General features: G+C 52.4%; 21 protein-coding genes. 8 read left to right on the top strand and 13 right to left on the bottom strand.

Features of this window, described 5'->3' with window-relative positions:
• Positions 1–26: 26 nt before the first annotated feature.
• Entirely contained in the window at positions 27–1607 is a 1581-nt protein-coding gene (locus DG177_RS16490; protein ID WP_108812486.1) for a helicase HerA-like domain-containing protein, read from the top strand.
• Positions 1608–1616: 9 nt separating this feature from the next.
• Here DG177_RS16490 and DG177_RS16485 read toward each other — a convergent pair whose 3' ends face one another.
• Positions 1617–2018, bottom strand: a complete 402-nt coding sequence (locus DG177_RS16485; protein ID WP_108813033.1) for a thioesterase family protein — start codon at positions 2016–2018, stop codon at positions 1617–1619.
• A gap of 135 nt (positions 2019–2153) precedes the next feature.
• Between DG177_RS16485 and DG177_RS16480 the strand changes: the two genes are divergently transcribed.
• Positions 2154–2867: a glutathione S-transferase family protein gene (locus DG177_RS16480; RefSeq protein ID WP_337658966.1), complete on the top strand. Its 714-nt coding sequence runs from the start codon at positions 2154–2156 to the stop codon at positions 2865–2867.
• A gap of 15 nt (positions 2868–2882) precedes the next feature.
• Here the strand turns inward: DG177_RS16480 and DG177_RS16475 are convergent, their stop codons facing one another.
• A complete protein-coding gene (locus DG177_RS16475; RefSeq protein ID WP_108812484.1) occupies positions 2883–3971 on the bottom strand; it encodes a glutathione S-transferase N-terminal domain-containing protein in 1089 nt (362 codons plus the stop codon).
• Position 3972: 1 nt separating this feature from the next.
• Positions 3973–4443: a preQ(1) synthase gene (queF, locus tag DG177_RS16470; protein ID WP_108812483.1), complete on the bottom strand. Its 471-nt coding sequence runs from the start codon at positions 4441–4443 to the stop codon at positions 3973–3975.
• 119 nt (positions 4444–4562) lie between these two features.
• Here queF and DG177_RS16465 point away from each other — a divergent pair, with 119 nt between their 5' ends.
• From DG177_RS16465 to DG177_RS16450, 4 genes are all read left to right on the top strand, one after another.
• Complete coding sequence (locus tag DG177_RS16465) at positions 4563–5963, top strand: hypothetical protein (RefSeq protein ID WP_108812482.1); 1401 nt, start codon at positions 4563–4565, stop codon at positions 5961–5963.
• Between the two features lie 264 nt (positions 5964–6227).
• A complete protein-coding gene (sseA, locus tag DG177_RS16460) occupies positions 6228–7064 on the top strand; it encodes a 3-mercaptopyruvate sulfurtransferase (protein WP_108812481.1) in 837 nt (278 codons plus the stop codon).
• 25 nt (positions 7065–7089) lie between these two features.
• Positions 7090–8289, top strand: coding sequence for a cystathionine beta-lyase (gene metC / locus DG177_RS16455; RefSeq protein WP_108812480.1), 1200 nt, complete (start codon positions 7090–7092; stop codon positions 8287–8289).
• The gene (locus DG177_RS16450) at positions 8286–9581 is read left to right on the top strand and encodes a mechanosensitive ion channel family protein (RefSeq protein ID WP_337658965.1); all 1296 of its coding nucleotides are present in this window, start codon (positions 8286–8288) and stop codon (positions 9579–9581) included. Before metC ends, DG177_RS16450 begins: the two co-directional genes overlap by 4 nt.
• Before the next feature lie 5 nt (positions 9582–9586).
• Here the strand turns inward: DG177_RS16450 and DG177_RS16445 are convergent, their stop codons facing one another.
• A complete protein-coding gene (locus tag DG177_RS16445) occupies positions 9587–9955 on the bottom strand; it encodes a hypothetical protein (RefSeq protein WP_108812479.1) in 369 nt (122 codons plus the stop codon).
• A gap of 259 nt (positions 9956–10214) precedes the next feature.
• Here DG177_RS16445 and DG177_RS16440 point away from each other — a divergent pair, with 259 nt between their 5' ends.
• Positions 10215–10991 (top strand): TorF family putative porin, encoded by a 777-nt coding sequence (locus DG177_RS16440; protein ID WP_108812478.1) that lies wholly within the window; start codon positions 10215–10217, stop codon positions 10989–10991.
• Between the two features lie 85 nt (positions 10992–11076).
• Here DG177_RS16440 and DG177_RS16435 read toward each other — a convergent pair whose 3' ends face one another.
• From DG177_RS16435 to DG177_RS16415, 5 genes are read right to left on the bottom strand one after another with little or no spacing between them, the layout of a single operon-like run.
• A complete protein-coding gene (locus DG177_RS16435; protein ID WP_337658964.1) occupies positions 11077–12600 on the bottom strand; it encodes an ABC transporter ATP-binding protein in 1524 nt (507 codons plus the stop codon).
• A gap of 20 nt (positions 12601–12620) precedes the next feature.
• Positions 12621–13421 carry an ABC transporter permease subunit gene (locus DG177_RS16430; RefSeq protein ID WP_108812476.1) on the bottom strand — a complete coding sequence of 267 codons (801 nt, stop codon included), beginning with the start codon at positions 13419–13421 and terminating at the stop codon, positions 12621–12623.
• Positions 13418–14338 (bottom strand): ABC transporter permease subunit, encoded by a 921-nt coding sequence (locus DG177_RS16425; protein ID WP_108812475.1) that lies wholly within the window; start codon positions 14336–14338, stop codon positions 13418–13420. The genes DG177_RS16430 and DG177_RS16425 overlap by 4 nt, the downstream gene beginning before the upstream one ends.
• 6 nt (positions 14339–14344) lie before the next feature.
• A complete protein-coding gene (locus tag DG177_RS16420) occupies positions 14345–15490 on the bottom strand; it encodes an alpha/beta fold hydrolase (RefSeq protein WP_108812474.1) in 1146 nt (381 codons plus the stop codon).
• A gap of 24 nt (positions 15491–15514) precedes the next feature.
• Positions 15515–16384 carry a 3-hydroxyacyl-CoA dehydrogenase NAD-binding domain-containing protein gene (locus DG177_RS16415; protein ID WP_108812473.1) on the bottom strand — a complete coding sequence of 290 codons (870 nt, stop codon included), beginning with the start codon at positions 16382–16384 and terminating at the stop codon, positions 15515–15517.
• Positions 16385–16511: 127 nt separating this feature from the next.
• Between DG177_RS16415 and DG177_RS16410 the strand changes: the two genes are divergently transcribed.
• Entirely contained in the window at positions 16512–17600 is a 1089-nt protein-coding gene (locus DG177_RS16410) for a DUF1176 domain-containing protein (protein ID WP_337658963.1), read from the top strand.
• 3 nt (positions 17601–17603) lie between these two features.
• Here DG177_RS16410 and egtD read toward each other — a convergent pair whose 3' ends face one another.
• From egtD to DG177_RS16390, 4 genes are all read right to left on the bottom strand, one after another.
• Positions 17604–18563, bottom strand: coding sequence for an L-histidine N(alpha)-methyltransferase (gene egtD / locus DG177_RS16405; protein ID WP_108812471.1), 960 nt, complete (start codon positions 18561–18563; stop codon positions 17604–17606).
• A gap of 24 nt (positions 18564–18587) precedes the next feature.
• On the bottom strand, positions 18588–19769 hold the full coding sequence (gene egtB / locus DG177_RS16400) for an ergothioneine biosynthesis protein EgtB (RefSeq protein ID WP_108812470.1): 1182 nt from the start codon (positions 19767–19769) through the stop codon (positions 18588–18590).
• A 171-nt stretch (positions 19770–19940) separates the two neighbouring features.
• Positions 19941–20519 carry a cob(I)yrinic acid a,c-diamide adenosyltransferase gene (locus DG177_RS16395; RefSeq protein ID WP_108812469.1) on the bottom strand — a complete coding sequence of 193 codons (579 nt, stop codon included), beginning with the start codon at positions 20517–20519 and terminating at the stop codon, positions 19941–19943.
• Positions 20520–20531: 12 nt separating this feature from the next.
• A complete protein-coding gene (locus tag DG177_RS16390) occupies positions 20532–20762 on the bottom strand; it encodes an HIG1 domain-containing protein (RefSeq protein WP_108812468.1) in 231 nt (76 codons plus the stop codon).

Genomic DNA, 20762 nt, shown 5'->3' with positions numbered 1-20762 from the left:
ATTCAACTGATTGAGGGGATTCGGCGATGAGCAAAGCAACAGAGATATTTTTGGGATTGGGCGGCGACGAACGCCAGAGCCTGAACCTCAAACGCGCCAATCGCCATGGCTTGATCGCGGGTGCAACCGGTACGGGCAAAACCGTAACATTGCAGGGGCTGGCAGAGAGCTTTTCTGCCAATGGTGTCCCGGTATTTGTCGCGGATGTCAAAGGCGACCTCGCCGGTATTTCGATGGCTGGCTCCCCTAGCTTTAAACATGCCGATAAACTGGAAGGGCGGGCCAAGGAATTGGGTATGGATGACTATGCCTATTCCGATAATCCGGCTATTTTCTGGGACCTTTATGGCAAGCAAGGTCATCCGATCCGCACCACGATCACCGAAATGGGGCCATTGCTGCTGGCACGCCTGATGGACCTCAATGACACGCAAGAGGGTGTTCTCAATATTGTTTTCCGCTTTGCCGACGAAGAAGGCCTTTTGCTGCTCAATCTCGACGATCTGCAATCCATGCTGGCCTATACCGCGGAGAATGCAAAAGAGCTCTCAGCCAAATATGGTAATGTTAGCAAGGCCAGTGTTGGTGCGATCCAGCGGCAGCTGCTGCAGCTCGACAGTCAGGGCGCGGGTCAGTTTTTTGGCGAGCCAGCGCTGGAAATAGATGATTTCATCAAATGTGATGATCAGGGACGGGGCTATATCAACGTACTTGCCGCCGACCAACTGATGCGCAGCCCCAAGCTCTACGCGACATTCTTGCTGTGGCTGCTGGCCGAACTGTTTGAGACGCTGCCAGAGGTTGGTGACCCGGATAAACCAAAGCTGGTTTTCTTCTTTGACGAGGCACATCTTTTGTTTGAGGATGCGCCCAAGGCTCTCGAAGACAAGATCGAACAGGTTGTGCGCCTAATCCGTTCCAAAGGGGTTGGTGTCTATTTCGTCACCCAAAATCCTGTCGATATTCCCGAGGATGTTGCCGGACAGCTCGGCAACAGGGTGCAGCATGCGCTGCGCGCGTTCACCCCGCGCGACAAGAAAGCGATTAAGGCCGCCGCCGATACCTTCCGGATCAATCCCGATCTGGATGTCGAGGAAGCGATTACCGAACTGCGTGTCGGTGAAGCGTTGGTATCTACGTTGATGGAGGATGGCGCACCTTCCATTGTCCAGCGCACATTGATCAAACCGCCACGCTCTCGCCTTGGCCCCGTGACAGCCAAAGAACGAGCGATCATGCAATCCATTTCGCCCTATGACGGCAAATATGATGAAGAGGTGGACCGGAATAGCGCCGAGGAAATACTGGCGCAAAAGGTTATCGACGCCACCGAAACGGCAAAAGAAGTCGAAGAAAAGGGTGAAGAGGCAGTCCGCAAGCAGCCGCGCAAAAGCAAGAGCATGTGGGAAAAAGCCTTTAGCCGCGGCGCAAAGGTCGCCATGGGTTCCGCAGCAGGTATCGCCGCCTCGACCATGCTCGGCAAGAAATCACGGGCCAATCCCATGCGATCCGGTGTGACTTCGGCTGTAGGGTCGATTGCAACCGATCTGGCTGGTCCCGTTGCGGGAAGGTTTGTCCGCAACCTGATCGGTGGGTTGATGCGCTAAGCGCGCAATTCAGTCTTTGCTACCAAAGAAATTGGCGGCGATATCCTTGGCGATTCGCATCGGGCGTAACGTATCAGCATCAATGCAGCACCAGCTTGATTGCACCTCCGCCAGTACGTCTTCTCCGCGGCGGATGACCGTGCTGTAAAAGGCCCGCGCGCCGTGGACTTTTTCCAACAGCACTTCGGCAATGACATCATCGTCCAAAAAGGCCGGCTTCCGGTAGGTTATCTCGTGTTTCAGAGCAACCCAGAGATGAGTAGCGACCGCCTCTGAAGGAGCAATTTTCTCCCAATGGGCGACAACAGCATCCTGCACCCATTTCAGATAATTGGCATTGTTCACATGGCCCATGAAGTCGATATCATCGGGCTCTATGGCAATATTGTAGTGATGGGGGATGCTGCTCATACAGCTAACAATAATGTTAGCGGTGGACGATTGATAGAGTAAAAACAAAAAAGCGACGTTTTGGTGCATATTGACGCCAGATACCGCAAATTATTCATGCTATATGGCGGTTCACTAACAACCGGGGATGAGAAAATGGCCTTAATCTACAAGCAGTTCCAATCCGGCTTTGGCGTGCCAAGCCCTAGTCCGTTCTGCATGAAGGGGGAAATATATCTGAAAATGGCTGGTGCTGACTATGCATCAGAAATTATCGATGACCCACGCAAGGCACCGAAAGGCAAGCTCCCCTATCTGATCGACAATAGCGCGGAAATTGCAGACACAGCGCTCATAAGACGGCACCTGGAAAACACATATGGTGTCGATTTTGATGCAGGCCTAACTATCGAAGAACGTGCTGTTGCCCATGCCATGGCGCGGATGACGGAAGAGCGTCTCTATTGGGTAACGCTTTTTAGTCGTTGGATCGACGACCATAATTGGCCGATTATCAAAGACTTCTGGTTTGGAGATATGCCACCGATTATTCGCAACATAGTGCCGGTAATTGCCCGTAAACAGGTTCAAAAGGGCCTGCATGCACAAGGTCTTGGTCGTCACTCTGTGCCAGATATCTATGCCTTCGGTGCAGCAGATCTAGAAGCACTGTCCGTACAATTGGGGCAAAAGGCTTTCATGTTCGGCGATCAACCCAGCAGCCTTGACGCCACTGCTTATCCCGCGATCACAAATAGCCTGATCGAGGCACTGCCTGGACCGCTGTTGGATATCGCCAAGTCGCATTCCAATTTCGCACCTTATGCGGCTCGATGCCAAGCGCTCTGGTTTCCCGATTTTGGCGGTTAAGTTCGCAATTGAGCCTTAAGATATAGATAGGCTGAAATTCTCAAAAACGAGGGATGGACCTGCTACAAAATTCTGAAAACCTTCTGCGTCCTTGATCGATGACAGAAACCCATCAACCTCTGCTTTGTTCGTATCATCCAGCCCTTGGTAATAATTACGGGCGCGCTGCAACATCCAAAGACTGAAAGGCGGCGCAATCCTCTGCCCTTTCACGCCTTCGACGGTGAATTCAGCCATACCCAGGACACGAGGCAATTCGGCATCTTGATTGGCGGCGGACCAGGTTTTTAGCATATCTGCAGTCTTCTGAAGAAACGGCACTTGTTCGGCCATCATCCTCTCAAGAACCGGCACGAGTGTTTCCGGAATCTGGTCATCGGCAAAAAACTCGCCGGTCAATGGCGTTTTGACATCAACCATCCGCTCAACCCATGCCGCCACGCGTGGCGCCAGCCTCTTCATAATTTCACCAGAGGCCGGATCACGATAGAGATGGGCGTAAAGCGGTCCGATCAAACCATAATCGCCAATCGAAGGCCGTGATCCGAGGAGATAATCGTGAACAGCAAAATGCGCATCCAAGTCAGCTAACAGCGCCTCATAGCTCGCCTCGATCGCGGGTATCGTTTCGGGATTGATACCCAAGATCGGGCAAAAGCCTTTGAAATTGGCACCAACCCCGCGGCCAATTACGAGCTGTTCTTCTTTACTCGCATCAGGGGCAGCGGTGGCTCCAAATTCACCGTAAACCCACTCCTCGTTATAGTTCCAACGGTAATGCATCGCCGGAATAACCAGCCACTCGTCGCCAAATGATTCCAGCAACAACGCAACCAATTTTTGTTTGGCTGTGTCCGGATAAACCGAAAGACCGCCATTGGTCCCTTCGAAATGATCGATGATGCAGGTCGTATCCTGAACAATCAGTCCATCGTCCGTTTCCAGCACCGGAATGACCGGACGACCAACCGCTGGTACGATTATCTCTTTATAAACATCGCCAGATGCCAAGATTTCTTCATAGTCGATGCCCTTCCAGTCCAGATAAGCTCTAGCCTTGCCCGAATAGAGAGAAAGCGGCGCTGCATATAGTTTATGACTCATATCAGCCTCTTCCTCTGTAAGAAGCGACACCCTGATCCGGGATCCAAAGCCCTTTGGGTGGTTCGCCTGATTGCCAGAACACATCGATCGGAATTCCACCACGCGGGTACCAATAGCCGCCTATGCGCAACCATTTCGGTTTCATCTCGTTAAAAAGCCGCTGGCCAATGCCAACTGTGCAATCCTCATGAAAGGCTGCATGATTCCGAAAAGACCCCAGGAAAAGCTTTAGTGACTTCGATTCTACAATCGTTTTGTCCGGTGCATAGTCAATGACCAGATGTGCAAAATCCGGCTGGGCCGTCACCGGACAAAGCGATGTAAACTCCGGCACCGCAAAGCGTGTCAAATAGAGCTCGCCACTCCTTGGATTGGGTACATAATCGAGGATCGCTTCGTCAGGAGAAACCGGCAAGGCGCTGTCCTGACCAAGAAATCGAGGTGCGGATTCCGAGGGTTCATTGTCTGTCATGCAGGTCATCTAGTGCACAGGGCAGCTCATGTCATCCCTATCGCTATATTCATTGGTTGTTCAGCGAATGGAGCCCCAAATCGTAGCACAGGGTCAAAAAGGGCGATGGCGATAAATTAATGGGACGAATGATGCGCGCTTTGTTGCTGGCAATCATGGCGGTTGGTGTGTTTGGCATATCAACCGTTACGACGGTCGTGCGGGCACAGGCTGTGCCAAGGCAATTGCCGCCTGAACCGCCACCAGAACTGCCTTCAGTAAGCGACTATTCCCTGCCTCCGGGAGAGAATCAGACAACATCGGACAGTGCTGCTGAAGGCCCTGTCGAGGAGAATGCGCTTCCACCAGCAGCTGCGCCAGCGCCAATAGATAGCGTACCGACAACGCCATCCCGTGCTCAACCAGCTCCGGTTGGATCTTTGCCACAATCCAGCGCTCCATCATCCACGAGCCCTCAAGGCAGACCACTGCCAGAAAACGGCGCACAACCAGCCGCTTCACCGACTATAACAACACCGACACCAACAGCCAGACCGACCATCGCTCCGCCAGCGCCGGACAGCCAAGCGGTCGAAAGCAGCCAGCCGACGCCCGGCTTTACTACCGATTTGCCCAATCAGGCTGCGCCTGCCCAACCAGCTGCAGCGGATTCGACAAGGCAAAATCCAGAATCTTCTGCCCCATCAGCGACCAGTGCGACTGACAATATATTCTATTATGTGGGTGGAGCACTGGCATTGCTGCTTCTCTTCGGTGCTGGGATATATTTTTGGCGGCGCAAAGGCGCTCCACCGTTGCATAATCGAGAGCCGTTAGAAGACTCCGAAGTCATAATTGATACGGACCCTGAACCTGTCCCTCGCAAGCCCACCCCCAAAATCTATTCTCCTCCGAATCCGGTAGAACAGAAAAAGCAACCGCCCCCCACTACCAGTGGATTTGTGACATCCAAAATCGGTGTGACAGCGAAACCATCGCCATCAGCGAGCACTGTCACTGGGGAAGCACCAAGCCAGAAGGCTCCGCTCAAGGCAGAGCAAGCCGATCACTTGCAGATCAAGTTTACCGCGAGCGGCGCATCATCGACGCTGTTGAACGCTGTTTTGGACTATACCGTTACGCTAACCAACCAGTCAGATCAGAATCTCGAAGATATCGAGTTCTACGGCGCGATGATGCAGGCAGATACTGAAACAGCCAAAGGTACGGAAGCTCATGATGGCCTTCTATTGCACAAGATTGAATCTCTTGCCTCCGGAGCGAGTTTGGAATTGAGCGGCAATATCCGCCTGCCGCTCAATGCTATCCGTCCGATCACCTTCAAGTCTCAAGCACTGTTCATTCCCCTCGCCCGCTTTGTCGCTGAATATCGAAATCAAGATGGTTCTACGCAGCAACAGACGGCTTCATTCATTGTGGGCCGTGAATATGATCCGCCGCGGCCGAAAATGGCTCCTTTTCGACTTGATCTTGGCCCGGGTAGTTTCGGTCCGGTTGGACAGCGGCCCTTAAACGTCTGATAATACAACAAAGCACAGCCCCCCAAAGCGCGAACATTTTTAGATCTGGGGCCTTATGGCAGTGGTTGGATTCACACCAACTGAGGGACATGAGAGACAGCGCCATGACATTTTTGGAACGCTTATAATTCAATCATTTGCTCAAAAACCACATAAGCGGTGGATTCCTTCCGCAATGCGTTATAGCCTCGACGGCTGATAATCGAATCGCTACATATTGAGGAATTAGGCCGTGTCAAAACGGCGGTGCACAAGGAGCATAAAATGGAACTGCTGGTAACCACCGACTGGCTTGCAAACGAACTGGGTGCATCAGATTTGCGTATCGTTGATGCGACCAAATTCATGCCCGACGCCGGACGTGATCCTGCAGCAGAATATGAAGCAGGCCATATTCCGGGAGCAGTCTTCATGGATCTGGGCGAGCTGACAGATACCGGTAATCCGATAGAAAATATGCTACCGCCACCGGAGAAATTTGCCAGCCGCATGCAGTCCCTTGGACTTGGTGATGGCAGCCGTATTGTTCTTTATGACGATAGTCCCCTTAAGAGTGCCGCCCGAGCATGGTGGATGCTGACCATTTTTGGCGCGCACGAAGTCGCGATATTGGATGGTGGCATCGCAAAGTGGAAAGCCGAGGGCCGTTCGCTTGAAACCGGTAAAGAAGCGCTTCGCCATCGCCATTTCACGGTTTGGAAAGATGACAAGGATGTACGCACAAAAGCGGACATGCTCGCCAATCTGCATAGTAAAGAAGAACAAGTTGTAGATGCACGGCCTGCCGGACGTTTCTCTGGTGCCGAAGAAGATCCTCGCCCCGATATTGTTTCGGGTAGCATCCCAGGTTCTGTCAACATTCCTCACAGTGAGTTTTTCAATGCCGATGGCACTTGGAAAAGCGCCGATGAGATGAAAGCTTTATTTGACGGTGCCGGTGTTGATCTTGGCAAACCCGTTGTAACAACCTGTGGGTCCGGCATGACCGCTGCGGTGCTTTCATTTGCAGCGGCCGTAGCAGGTGGCGAGAAGGTCGCACTTTATGACGGCAGTTGGTCCGAATGGGGTGCAGACGCGGATACGCCCAAAGCAACCGCCTGATCGTCGCAAGCTATTGGAACAATGAGTGACCGATAGCCCGCAAAAATCACACAAACCGGCAACGAAGGCGGTTACTAGCGGTCGGCGTAGCGAATGGACAGGAGCGGTTGTCAACCCGCCGGTTTGGCGTGCCAGTACACATCTCTATGAAAGTGTTGCGGACTTAAGATCAGGTTCGTCTGCAAACCAAGACGGCCAGTTTTTTTATGGCAGGCGCGGATCGCCAACCCAATGGTCTTTGGCCGAAGCGCTGACAGAGATGGAACCGGGTGCAGCCGGTACGATGCTCTACCCTTCCGGCGTCGCCGCCATTGCCTGCGCCTTGCTAGCCGTGCTCAAACCCGGCGATGAAGTGCTGCTTACGGACAGCAGTTATGATCCAAGCCGTAGCTATGCAGACGCTTTTCTGAAACGCATGGGCGTTACCGCACGCTATTATGATCCTCAGATAGGTGCGGATGTTGCAACACTCTTCTCTGATAAGACAAAGGCAATTTTGCTTGAAAGCCCCGGCAGTCTAACGTTTGAAGTGCAAGATGTTCCGGCAATATGCAAAGCATCCAAAGATGCCGGAATTGTGTCGTTGCTCGACAATACATGGGCAACGTCACGATATTTTCCTGCAATCACACACGGTGTCGACATTAGCATTGTCGCCGCGACAAAATATATCGTCGGACATAGTGATGTGATGATGGGCGCAGCAACGACGCATGAAAAATATTGGACCCGACTCCGGCGCACTGCGCAGCAACTGGGTCAGGTTGTTTCACCCGATGACGCATATCTGGCCGCGCGCGGGCTGCGAACCCTGGAGGTCAGGTTAAAACAACACGAACAATCGGCTCTTGCGATTGCGCATTGGTTAAAAGAGCGTCCGGAAGTTGGCAAAGTGCTGCATCCTGCCTTACCGGACTGTCCGGGGCATGAAATTTGGAAACGCGATTTCGACGGATCGTCTGGCCTTTTTTCATTTGTGCTTTCAAATGGTGATGAACAATCCCGCGCGGTGTTCATTGATGCACTTACCTTCTTTGGGATCGGTTATAGCTGGGGCGGCTTTGAAAGTCTGGCACTCCCGGTGGATCCGGGAAAATACCGCACCGCGACCGACTGGACGATGAAAGGGGCGTTGGTAAGGCTGAATATCGGTCTTGAAGATCCAGATGACTTGATCGCTGATCTTGCCAAAGCCTTTGAACACTATAACAATGTCCTGTTATGATGGAACAAATTTTCGGCTATCTTGAATCTCTGGCACCCGACACCTCGCGTAATTTGCAATTTATCGAAGGCGCTGTTGCTGCTGGCTTAGTTGCGATTGCACTTTTTGCAGGCTGGTTGCTTAGCCGATATATTGGACCCAAATTACGGAACGTCTGGGAAACCAGGGCGGGCTATGAGAGTGAACTGGCCGGACGGCGCATTCGCGATATGACCCGTCGGGCTACAACCTTCATACTCTGTGGGTTTTTCCTAGCGATCTGGCAATGGCAGCTGATCCCGCAAGTTATCTTTGCATTGACCATTGCGATCACCATGGGGTTGTTCACCAATGATCTGATCCGCGGAGTTCGTATGCCGGACTGGCTCGGTACAACCATGGGGCTTACGGTATTCATATCGGCAGCGCTTGGCCTTGTCGGCAATATTGATCGGATCACCATAGCGTTGGAGCGCGTCGGTATTGATGTCGGCACCAACCGGATTTCGCTTCTTGCCGTGGTCACAACCATCATGACAGCGGTCATTCTCCTTGCCGTTGCGCGGGTTTTGATGAAGCTCGTCACTCATGTCATCGGTAATAGCGATCTCGACGGCGCACAAAAGGTTCTCGGGCAAAAGCTAGCCACCGTCGCCATCTTGGCTGCGGCGTTCATGCTCGGCCTTGATGTCCTGGGTATCGACCTGACAGCTCTAGCGGTCTTCTCCGGTGCGTTTGGTCTCGCCATCGGTTTCGGGATGCAGAAAACGATCGGTAATCTTATTGCAGGTATCATCCTGCTGATGGATCGTTCGATCAAACCGGGTGATGTCATCGCGGTCGGCGACAGTTTTGGCTGGGTTAACAAGATCGGCGTCCGAGCTGTTTCGGTTCTTACTCGTGAGGGCAAGGAGCACTTGATTCCAAACGAAAATCTGATGACACAGGAAGTGGAAAACTGGTCCTATTCGAACAAAAATGTCCGGATCAGCATTCCCGTTGGAGTTTCCTATAATAGCGATATGGATCAGGTTATTGAGTTGATGAAGCAGGCCTGCGTCGATGTTCCTCGAGTGCTCAATCATCCCAAGCCAGTGGTATGGATGCTGGAGTTTGGCGACAATAGTGTAAATTTTGAAATCCGTTGCTGGATCAACGACCCGCAATCAGGTGTGGGCAATTTCAAAGCAGCGGTTCTGAAACGCGTCTGGGATCTGTTCAAGGAACATGGCGTCGAAATTCCGTTCCCACAGCGGGATGTCCATATTAAATCACTGCCAGAGAATGGAACGGTCGAACTTTCCAGCGAATAGCGGCTTTATTTCTGCAGCAAATCCAAAGTCTGGCGACCGGACATTTGAATTTCGCGCATTAACCGTTGGGCAGCGATATCGACACGACTTCTTCCGGCAGAATTGAGCTGCAGTAGTGCCTTAGCGCCTGATTGCGCCATGATCGCTAAGTCATCACATCCACGATCAAAGCGCTTTCGGGTCATCGGAAGGCTGTTTTGATAGGCCGATTCCATGGCTGCAACTTCATTCAAAACAAAAGCACCTGCCTCTGTCGATCCAGCCATATTGGCCACAAGCCCAGCGACCGACTCGACGGCTTTCAGGCGGGCAAAACTCTCAGCAAAGGGATTACCCCCGCCATTTGCTTGTTCAATGGAATCCAATTCTGACATGTTGCAACCGATATATAGTCATAGTTAACAAGCTCTAAACACGCCTTAGTGCTGCAAGCAAAACACATGTGGCTAGATTGCCACACTATCAAAATATGTCATCCTTACTGACATTTTTCTGTTGTGCAGCGCAGCAATATGTTGCAGTTTTTTCCTGCATGTTTTGAGATTGTCTGCCGTTGGCTTTGCTGGCGCAATAAAAAGACAACCAGGACAAATTCCAGGAGGGGCGATACGCATCAACCAGAAAGGGATTTTCATGCGCACGTCCACAAAAACTACTCTCGGCTATAAAGCCAAATCGGGGATTATCGGTCTTTCAGCTATTCTGCTGGCTACAACGGCAGCTCCCGCCCTCGCTCAAGAAGTGGAAGGCAGCGGAATTACAGTTTCCGGCAATGCCGCCATCACATCAGATTATCGATTCCGTGGCTTGTCCTTCTCGGACGGCGATATCGCAGTTCAAGGCGGCATTGATGTCACCCATGAAAGCGGTTTTTACATCGGGACCTGGGCCTCTTCTATCGAAGACAGCCCGACATTCGGTCACACCGAGCTTGACCTCTATGGTGGTTGGTCCGGAGACGTCACCGATGGCCTCACTCTTGATGTTGGCCTGCTCTATTATGTCTACCCCAATGGTGAAGGCGGAGCCGCAGGACCCAGCGACTATTTTGAACCCTATGCTTCGGTCTCAACAACAGTTGGACCTGTAGAACTCACCACCGGTATCGCATACGCATGGTCTCAAGCCAGCCTGGGTGACAGCGACAATGTTTATATCTACACCGGCGTTTCCGGCGGCATTCCGAACACGCCCATCTCGCTCAATGCGAATATTGGTATCAATGATGGTTCACTGGGCAACCCCGTTGGTGTGTTTGGTGATGATAACTACATCGATTGGACCCTTGGTGCCGACTGGGCCATTACCAAAAACCTGACTGCGAGCGTTGCCTATACCGATACCGATGCGCCATCAGTCAATAGTTTCACGGACAGTGCTGTTGTGTTCACGTTGGGCGTATCTTTCTAAACCCGATTGGGTCTGAATTCACAATTTAGGTTCGTCACACGGAAAAGGCCGTTCTGGGGGCAGAGCGGCCTTTTTTGGCCTTATGTCAGCTTGCCTCAATCAGTAGCTTAGTGACTCTGGCCTTCGGACTTTCAACGACCTCAGCCATATCCCCCATCTCAACAACATGGCCCGCATCCAGAACAACAATCCGATGGCAAAGCCGACGGGCCGATGCGATGTCATGCGTGATGAAGATAATGCTGAGCCCGTGTGCTCGCTGCAATTCTGACAGTAGCTGCAGGATTGCGCCTCCTACTAACGGGTCCAAAGCCGACGTCGCTTCGTCGAGCACCAACATTTTTGGGCCTGCGATTATAGCCCGAGCGATGGCGACACGTTGTGCCTGGCCTCCCGAAAGGCTGGTTGAAACCCGGTCTATATACTCTGGGCCAAGCCCCACATCATTTAATGCTTGCGCTAACTTGTCGTTACGTTCTGGGCCGGATAATTCAGGACTCAAATTTCTGAGAGGTTCCAATACAATATCACCCACCTTCCATCGTGGATTGAGACTGGCCACCGGGTCTTGGAATACGGGTTGGATCAATTTTCGCATGGCAAGGCTGCGCTCACGGCGCTCTGGCAAGAGGCCCTGTTGCCATTTGATTGTGCCGAACGTCAGAGGGCCAATACCCACCACCGCTCTCCCCAAGGTCGATTTACCTGAACCCGATCCACCAACAATCGCAACTGCCTCGCTTTCCCTTACGGATAGACTGGCATCTGCAACCGCCTCTATTTTACCCCGCCGCCAGCCTGGGCGAGGAAACAAAACCGTCGCACCTTCGGCTTGGAGCAATATCTCCCCGACAACTGGCAGATGTGGTGCGGGCTCTGCAAGACTCGGTGTGGCGGCAATAAGGCGCTTCGTATAGTCCCGCTGTGGGTTGGTGATAATGTCGACCGTGGGACCGCTCTCAACCACCTTGCCTTTATCCATTACAATCAGATCGTCCGAATGACTCTCGACGGAGGCGATATCATGGCTGACCAACAGTGTTGCCAAGCCATGCTCAACGCGCAACTCATCTAGCAACTCCATGATTTCTGCGCGCAAACTAGCGTCTAAAGCGCTAGTCGGTTCATCCGCGATCAGCAGTTTCGGTTGATGCGCAACAGCGGCGGCAATCATGACACGCTGACGCTCTCCGCCCGACAGCCGATGTGGAAATTGATCGAGCCTTTCATCAGCACGCGAAAGACCAACCCGCGCTAACATCTGCGCCAACTCATGCCGCGATAGCCGCTGCGGACCAGCTTGCGATGCGGCTTCCTGAAGCTGTTTCCCTATGGTCAAATGGGGCGTTAGTGCTGTCAATGGTTGTTGAAAGACAAACCCCGTGTTTCGACTGCGCGCCAGATGCATCTCGCGAGCATTGGCAGAGGTCAACTCAATCCCGTCAAGCTTGATCGATCCCGAAGCAGTGCCTGGCGTCAGACCGAAAGGTGTTAGACAAGTCAGGCTTTTACCTGATCCGGATGCGCCGATTATCGCCGTACATTTACCTGCCTCGACCGTGATATTGACATCTTCGACCAGCCGTTTGCCATCAATTTCAATGGCCATATCGCGTATCTCATAAACGCTCATGAGTAGACATCTCGCAGGCGCTCGCCCTCTATTGTCAGGCAAACCAGCAGTAACACAAGAAGACCGCCAGGCAACAACAGTCCTAGCGGCGTCATATCCATATCGTCTGCGCCTTCCTTGACCAATATTCCAAGCGACGTCAGCGGTTCCTGAACACCAAGGCCGAGGAACGAGAGGAAGCTCTCGATCATCACTACTTGCGGCACGGTCAGCATGAGATAAGCGAGCGCAACACCGGCGATATTGGGCAGAATGTGCTTCAGGATGTTGTTAATCGGCGGAGTACCTGCAGCTTCAGCGGCCAATATAAAGGGTCTTTGTTTAAGGGCCATGACCTGTCCCCGTACAACCCGCGCCATTGTAAGCCATTCAACCAATCCGATACCCACAAAAACCAGCAGTATCGAACGTCCGAATATCACCATCAGCAAAATTACAATGAACATGAAAGGCAGCGCATAGAGAGCGTCGACAAACCGCATCATAGCTTCATCAACTTTGCCGCCCATCCAGCCTGCAGTCGCGCCCCAGGCAATGCCGACAACTAAGGAAACCATGGCCGCGGCGATGGCAACCATCAAAGTGACACGAGTCCCCGCAGCCAAACGTGCGAGACGATCGCGGCCAATTTCATCCGTTCCAAAAACATGCGATCCGCTGAAGGCCGGAGCACGCACGGCATCCCAATCAATCTGATCATATGTCCATGGCAGGATCGCTGGCAGGATCAACGCCAACGCCACGAGCGCCAAGATCACCCAAAGCGGCCAGTGTTTGCGGTTAAACAGCGCCCTCATTCGTCACGCATCCGAGGGTCTAGCCAGCCGTAAATCAGGTCGGCAAACAGGTTGAACAGGATGATCAGCGCCGCGTAGAGCGTAACTACCCCGAGCACCAATGGATAGTCACGGTTCAACGCGCCTTGAACAAAATAGCGTCCGAGGCCGGGCAGTCCAAAAACCGTTTCCACAACTACTGCACCGGTGAGTAGACCAGCTGCAGCAGGTCCCAAATAGCTAGCCACCGGAACAAGAGCGGGCCGCAATCCGTGTTTGAACATGATTTTCGATTCAGACAGACCGCGCGCGCGCGCTGTACGAATATGATCCTGTTTGAGCACGGTTGCTAGACCGGCACGGGTTAACTTGGCTACGGCCCCTGACACAGGTAATGCTAACGCGACAACCGGCATGATCAACCATGACCAACCCTCGCCTGTTCCCGACACCGGCAACAGGCCCCACCAAAGCCCAAAGCACAGGGCAAGTGCAGGACCGGTGACAAAAGTCGGCAACGCCGTGGCAATGGTAGCGAGCGTCATAATTGTTTTGTCGGCCGCTTTTCCGGCGCGTGCCGCCGCGAACAAGCCACCAGAAACCCCCATCAGCAGGGCGAGTATGATTGCAAGTCCCCCGAGGGTTAATGATATCGGCAGGCCCTGCGCCACAAGTTCCGAAACCGAAAAATCCCGATAGACTAGCGACGGTCCGAAATCGCCTTGCACCAGTCGCGAAACATAGAGCCATGCTTGCTCCCAAAGCGGCTTATCCAGCCCATAAGCGGCCTGCAACGCAGCCTGTGTCTCCGGGGGTAATGGACGCTCACCATCAAATGGCCCGCCCGGGGCCAATCGCATCAAAAAAAACGAAGCCAAAATGATCGCAAGCAGCGTCGGAATCGCTGTCATCAACCGCCTTGCGATCAACACTAACATCTACGGTTAGAGCTCCATCTGGCCAAAAGAACCCCGTACCTCGCCGAGAAAAAGCTCAGGTACTTCCATCGCAGCGAAATGACCGCCTTTTTCCGCTTCATTCCAATATTGCAGATTCTTGAACCGGTGCTCAGCCCATCGACGAGACGGGGCCATGATTTCGTTGGGAAATATACTGCATCCGGTTGGCATATGGACAGGCTCGACATTCGGACTTCCGAAGCTTTCTCGATAAAGCCGCGCGGACGAAGCCCCTGCATTGTTGAGCCAATAGAGCATTATATTGTCGAGCAATCGGTCGCGATCAAAACTGTCGTCCGGGGTCATCGCGCCATCTGACCAGCCCTGAAACTTTTCCAGCACCCAAGCCATTTGGCCAACCGGAGAGTCGGCAAGACCATATCCGAGCGTTTGCGGCTTGGTCCGCTGAATTTCTGCATAGCCACCGCCCTGTGTTTGATAATCTGCAAATCGAGCTAAGGACGCTTGTTCTTCGAGAGTCGGATTGGTCATGACCACCTCGGGTGGCGACCCAACGACAACCAAATTGATATGAATACCAGCACAAGATCCGCGATTCTGGACTCCAATGGCAGATGTCACCAGCGCGCCCCAATCGCCGCCCTGCGCAAAATAGCGATCATAACCCAGCCGCTTCATCAACATGTCCCAGGCCTCACCGATCTTCTCGGCGCCCCATCCGGTTACGGTTGGCTTACCCGAAAAACCATATCCGGGCAGCGAAGGAATGACGAGGTGAAAGGCATCCTTTGCCTCCCCACCATGAGCTACGGGGTCCGTCAGCGGACCGATAACATCGAGAAACTCAATGATGGAGCCTGGCCAGCCATGAGTCATAATCAGTGGCCGCGCATCCGCCTCGGGCGAGCGGATGTGCATGAAATGAATATCAACCCCGTCGATTTCCGTCATATGATGCGAATATTGATTGAGCGCTGCCTCACAACGCCGCCAGTCATATGCCTCGCGCCAATAGTCAGCAACCTGCTGCACATAGGTCAGCGGGATACCCTGGGACCAGTCATCAACCGGTTCAGGGTCAGGCCAACGAGTCATTTCCAATCGGGTCTGCAAATCGTCCAATGCCGACTGCGGAATATCAATCTGAAAGTCTCTGATATCATCGCTCATCGCATCGTCTCCATTTCAGTTAACCTACATCGTAGGGGTTGGGGCTTCACCCGAATAGTCATAAAAACCCTTACCCGTTTTGCGACCAAGCCAGCCGGCTTCGACATATTTCAGCAACAGCGGAGCCGGGCGATATTTGGGATCTCCAAAGTCATTTTGCAGTACACGAAGGATTTCAAGCAATGTATCCAAGCCAATCATATCCGCCAAGGTTATCGGCCCCATCGGATGTCCGAGACCAAGTTGCACGCCGCGGTCTATATCCTCCATCGAGGCTGTACCTTCTCCCAGTGCGAAAAAAGCTTCGTTAAGCATCGGCAGCAATATGCGATTCACAACAAAGCAAGGTGAATCTTTCGCCAATACGGCCTGCTTACCCAATGCTTTTACATAGTCACTCGCCATGGCGACACTCTGATCGCTGCTGGCCAAACCACGGATTATTTCCACCAAACCCATCAGCGGGACAGGGTTAAAAAAATGGACGCCGATAAAACGGGATGGATCTTTAACTGATTGCGCCAGCCGTGTGATCGAAATGGATGAGGTGTTCGATGCGAGCAACGACTGATGGCCTAGAACCTCTGATGCCGCAGCAAAGATCTGACGTTTGATATCCTCGCGTTCGGTTGCCGCTTCGATGATTATATCCGAACCCGCCATGGGATCGAGAGAACCGACAGTTTCGATCCGGTCCAACGCCGTTTGTGCGGCCTGTTGTTCAATCTTTTCCTTCTCCACCAGCCGGGACAATTGTTTGGCGATCCCAGCCTTACCTTTTTCGGCAATTTCCTGGTTCATGTCCGACAAATAGACATGATAGCCAGCTTGCGCAGAAACCTGCGCAATACCGGCACCCATTTGTCCTGACCCAATAATACCGATTGATTTCATCTGCCGTCCCTTTTCTTTATCATGACCTGCCTGTTAATGCTGATGTAACAAGGCACTAGCGATTGTCGACCAAACTGGCTAGATTACAAATATGCCCCCTATTATTTCCACTATGATCCTTATGGCAATGACAGCGGCGACAGACGCTGGCACTCCTCTACCGGTTCCTGCTCCGGGTGAAGTGAAGGTATTCAAAGACTGGTCTGTCGGTTGCGACAATGGTGGCAATTGCGAAGCCGTTTCGCTGGTAGATAATGCAAGTGGCGGTTTCAATGAATGGGGCGGCCCGATCTTCATCGAACGAACGGCCGGTCGAGATGACATATTAAAGATACGCGTGCTGATACAAGATACTGGTGTTAGCGAGTATCGGATGATTATCGACGGTAAAGTGGTCGAATCCGGCCCCATAAGTCAGGGCGACTATCCCATTGAGATTACCGGCGATAACGCCAAAAAAGTAACAAGAGCCATTGCGCGCGGTAGAAAACTAAACGTCACTGGGCCGGATGGATCCAGCCTGACCAAAATTTCACTGTCGGGATCGATGGCGGCACTGCGCTATATCGATAGGCAGCAGAAAAGGGTGTATACCCGTACAGCTTTAATCTCCAAGGGCCGCCGAACTTACCGGCCCCAGAATACAGAAATTCCGCTAGTCGTAACCAATCAATGGACCCCCGCAAAACGGATACCTGCGACCACCGAGATTGTGGATCTGGTTGAAAATTCGGTTTGCAAGGATGACCGATTTGGTGTGGTCGAGGATCAAATATTTCCGCTTGGTAAAAAAGATGACCGTTATCGCGCACTTGTTCTGATGTCCTGCGGTTCCGGTGCCTATAATTTTTCTAGCGCCGCCTATATCGGTGAAATTAAAGGCGACGAGAAAGACGGGGCCAGCTGGGCCTTTCGTCCGGCCACTTACGACCTACAGCCCAGTTGGGGCGGTGAGGGACGCAAACCCCTGCTGGTCAACGCTCATTGGGAAGAAAACCGGCAAATACTAAGCAGTTTTGCCAAAGGCAGGGGCATTGGCGATTGTGGCAGCGCTGAAAGCTTCATTTGGGACGGCGAACAATTCCGACTGATCGAAGCCAGCAGTATGCAGGAATGCCGCGGTGCCTACGAGTGGATTACAACTTGGCGGGCAACCTATAAAAAGGCCGCAACAATGGCCCAGCAAGCACCGTCTTCTGAAGACGCAATGGAATAGCTTCTAAGGCGCGTCTTTAAAGGGATGCGCTTCTACCAGAATAAGCGAGAAATAATCCTTTTCATCGCTCCATTCCTGAACGGGCGACCAACCACCAGCCCTTAGCATCAGACGCGCATCGCGCAGGCCGTATTTATGGCTATTTTCAATGTGAATGCGTTGGCCTCTCACCATGCTAAAAACCGAACCGTCAATTGAAAAATCTAAATCTGCCTGAGCTTCCAGGTAAATCTCGATCCGGGCATAAATGTCATTCCATTCAGCAATATGGCGGAATTTATCGACAGCAATTTCACCACCAAGTTCACGATTTATCCGATGTAGCAGGTTCAACGAAAACTCGGCAGTCACGCCAGCACTATCATCATAAGCGGCAATCAAAACATCAGGATCCTTGATCCGGTCAAAGCCAATCAGGAGCTGTGCCCCCTCCCCCAATGTTTCGCGCATGAACCGAAGCAAATCGACAGATGTACGCGCGATCATATTTCCTATTGTTGAGCCCGGGAAGAAGCCTAATTTCGGCATGTCCGAGACTTGATCAGGCAGATTTAATCGTCGCATGAAGTCGGCCTCAAGCGGGTAAATCGGCAAATTGGAAAATTGTTCCTGCAATTGTGCGGCACTATCCGCCAAAAAATCGCCGGAAATATCAATCGGAACATAGGCCGCTGGGTTGACCGCTCTTAGAAGATGAGGTGTTTTTGTCGAACTGCCGGAACCGAATTCAATCACCGCACGTCCACTACCAGCCATCTCGGCAACCTCGCCGCTGTAGCTTTCCAACAAACCAGTCTCTGTTCGGGTCGGATAATATTCCGGTAAATCCGTAATCTGTTCGAACAATTCCGATCCTGCACGATCATAAAGCCAACGCGCCGGAATCGCATAAACTTCCTGTTCAAAACAGCGCAGGACATCATTGCGAAACGCCGGATCAACCCGGCTCATTATCATATCCATTGGAGGAAGCGTCCTTTTGCGCGATTACAAATCTTTGGCGAGCCGCACACCGGCAAACTGCCAACGCTGATGTGGGTAGAAGAAATTACGATATGTGGTTCTTAGATGATCAGGCGGCGTCACCACGCTACCGCCCCTTAGAACAAACTGACCCGACATAAACTTGCCGTTATACTCGCCCACGGCGCCCTCAGCCGCCTTGAAGCCAGGATAGGGGCGATAAGCGCTGCCTGTCCACTCCCACACTGAGCCAGTACCCGGCAGTCCGTTTTGGGCTGCGACTTCCCATTCAGCCTCGGTGGGCAAACGTGCGTTAGCCCAACTTGCATAGGCATCGGCTTCGTATAAGCTAATATGTCTTACAGGCGCGCATTGCACAATTTTGCGCCAACCTTGTAAGGTGAATTCTTCCATTTCCCCGTCACGGGTACGCCAATAAAGTGGTGCGACAATATTCTCGTTCCGAACCCACGCCCATCCATCGGACAGCCAGTGATCAGGCTTTGCATAGCCCCCGTCTGCTATAAATTCCGCCCACTCGCCATTGGTGATCGGGCGATCTGCGATGGCGTGCGAATGCAGTATCACATCATGACGCGGTCCCTCGCAATCAAAGGCAAAACCGATGTCGTCATGACCAATGGATTGGGTACCGTTCATACCGGTAATCCAGTTCATTGAACTTTCGATAATCGCCGGACGCGGCTTGGGTTCGTTGACAGCAGGGCCAAGCGGATTGCATGAAAACAAATGCAATATGTCGGTCTGCAACAATTCCTGATGCTGTTGTTCATGATGAAGACCCAGCACAACCAGGTCCAGCAAGTCTTCCGAAAAACCGCCCATCGCCTCGGTCATTGCCGTATCAACATGAGCACGATAACGGCCAATCTCCTCAAGCGAGGGCCGTGTTAGCAGGCCGCGATCGGGGCGCGCGTGGCGCGCACCTTCTGCTTCATAATAGCTATTGAACAGATAGGCATAGTCGTCGTCAAAAGCCTTGTAGCCTGATACATGATCGCGCAGCAGGAACGTTTCAAAAAACCAGCTGGTGTGGGCCAAGTGCCATTTCGCTGGAGAAGCGTCTTCCATTGACTGAACGGTGGCGTCGGCATCACTCAAGCTGGCAATAAGTGAAGAGCTATACGCACGAATTTCTAGAAATTTTCGTGCCAGATCCTTGTGTCGGTCAGGTTCGCCGGCAATCGGCGGACGGGTACTGATATTTTTGGCGTGGCCAGCGATTATTCCTACTCCATCCGCTTAGTGCATGCCTAAGGAACATAGAGCGAACGAGATAAGGGTCAACTGCTTATATTTTCGCCAGCTGGTTGCGAATTTGCGTATTGGAGCGCGTTTTCGCGCCGCTACGGGAAATCAGCGTGATGCACCGGGTACCCACAATATGTCAGCTTTTCCGCCATTGTTGAGCATTCGCCCCAGCACGAAAAGATAGTCTGACAACCGATTGATATAAGCCAGGGCCTGCGGGTTGATGGCCATCACCTGTGCAGCACCCACGGCGGTTCGTTCTGCGCGTCGAGCGATGGCGCGGGCCAGATGGATGGCTGCTGCCGACCTTTCGCCGCCCGGCAAGATAAAGCTTGTCAGTGGCTCAAGGTCACTGTTGATTGCATCAATTTCGGATTCCAGACGCTCGACCTGCGATGGCGTTACTCGCAATATCATTTCCGATGGCGCAAAATCATCATTCTCACCAGCAGGTGTTGCCAGATCGGCACCCAGATCGAATAGATCATTCTGAATCACACGCAAGGTCTGCATCAGAGCTTCATCTGGAATCTCGCAAATCGCAATGCCCAGTGCACTGTTAAGTTCATCTACGTCACCGATCGCGGCCATGCGGGGTGCGTTTTTGGCAATACGCGAACCGTCTACCAGACCTGTAGTGCCATCATCGCCGGTTTTGGTGTAAATCTTGTTGAGCTTGACCATGATTAGCAGCCTTTAACTCTGCCCTCCGGCCAACAATAATAGTAGTGCGACCAAAACAACCGCGATGGCCTGGTATTTTACCCGCGCGAACATCATTTCATTCTGCTTCTTATGCGAAGCGGTCACGCCTTCGGCGTCGACATCCTCAGGTTCCATATTAACAAAGGCAATAAGTCCGCGCACCAAAGCGTAAACAACGCCGCCAGCCGCCAACAGGATAAATAATATTAAGATATAGCTCAT

The sequence above is a fragment of the Sphingorhabdus sp. Alg231-15 genome (genome assembly GCF_900149705.1).
Taxonomy (GTDB): domain Bacteria; phylum Pseudomonadota; class Alphaproteobacteria; order Sphingomonadales; family Sphingomonadaceae; genus Parasphingorhabdus.
This window is presented reverse-complemented; position numbering and strand designations above follow the sequence as displayed.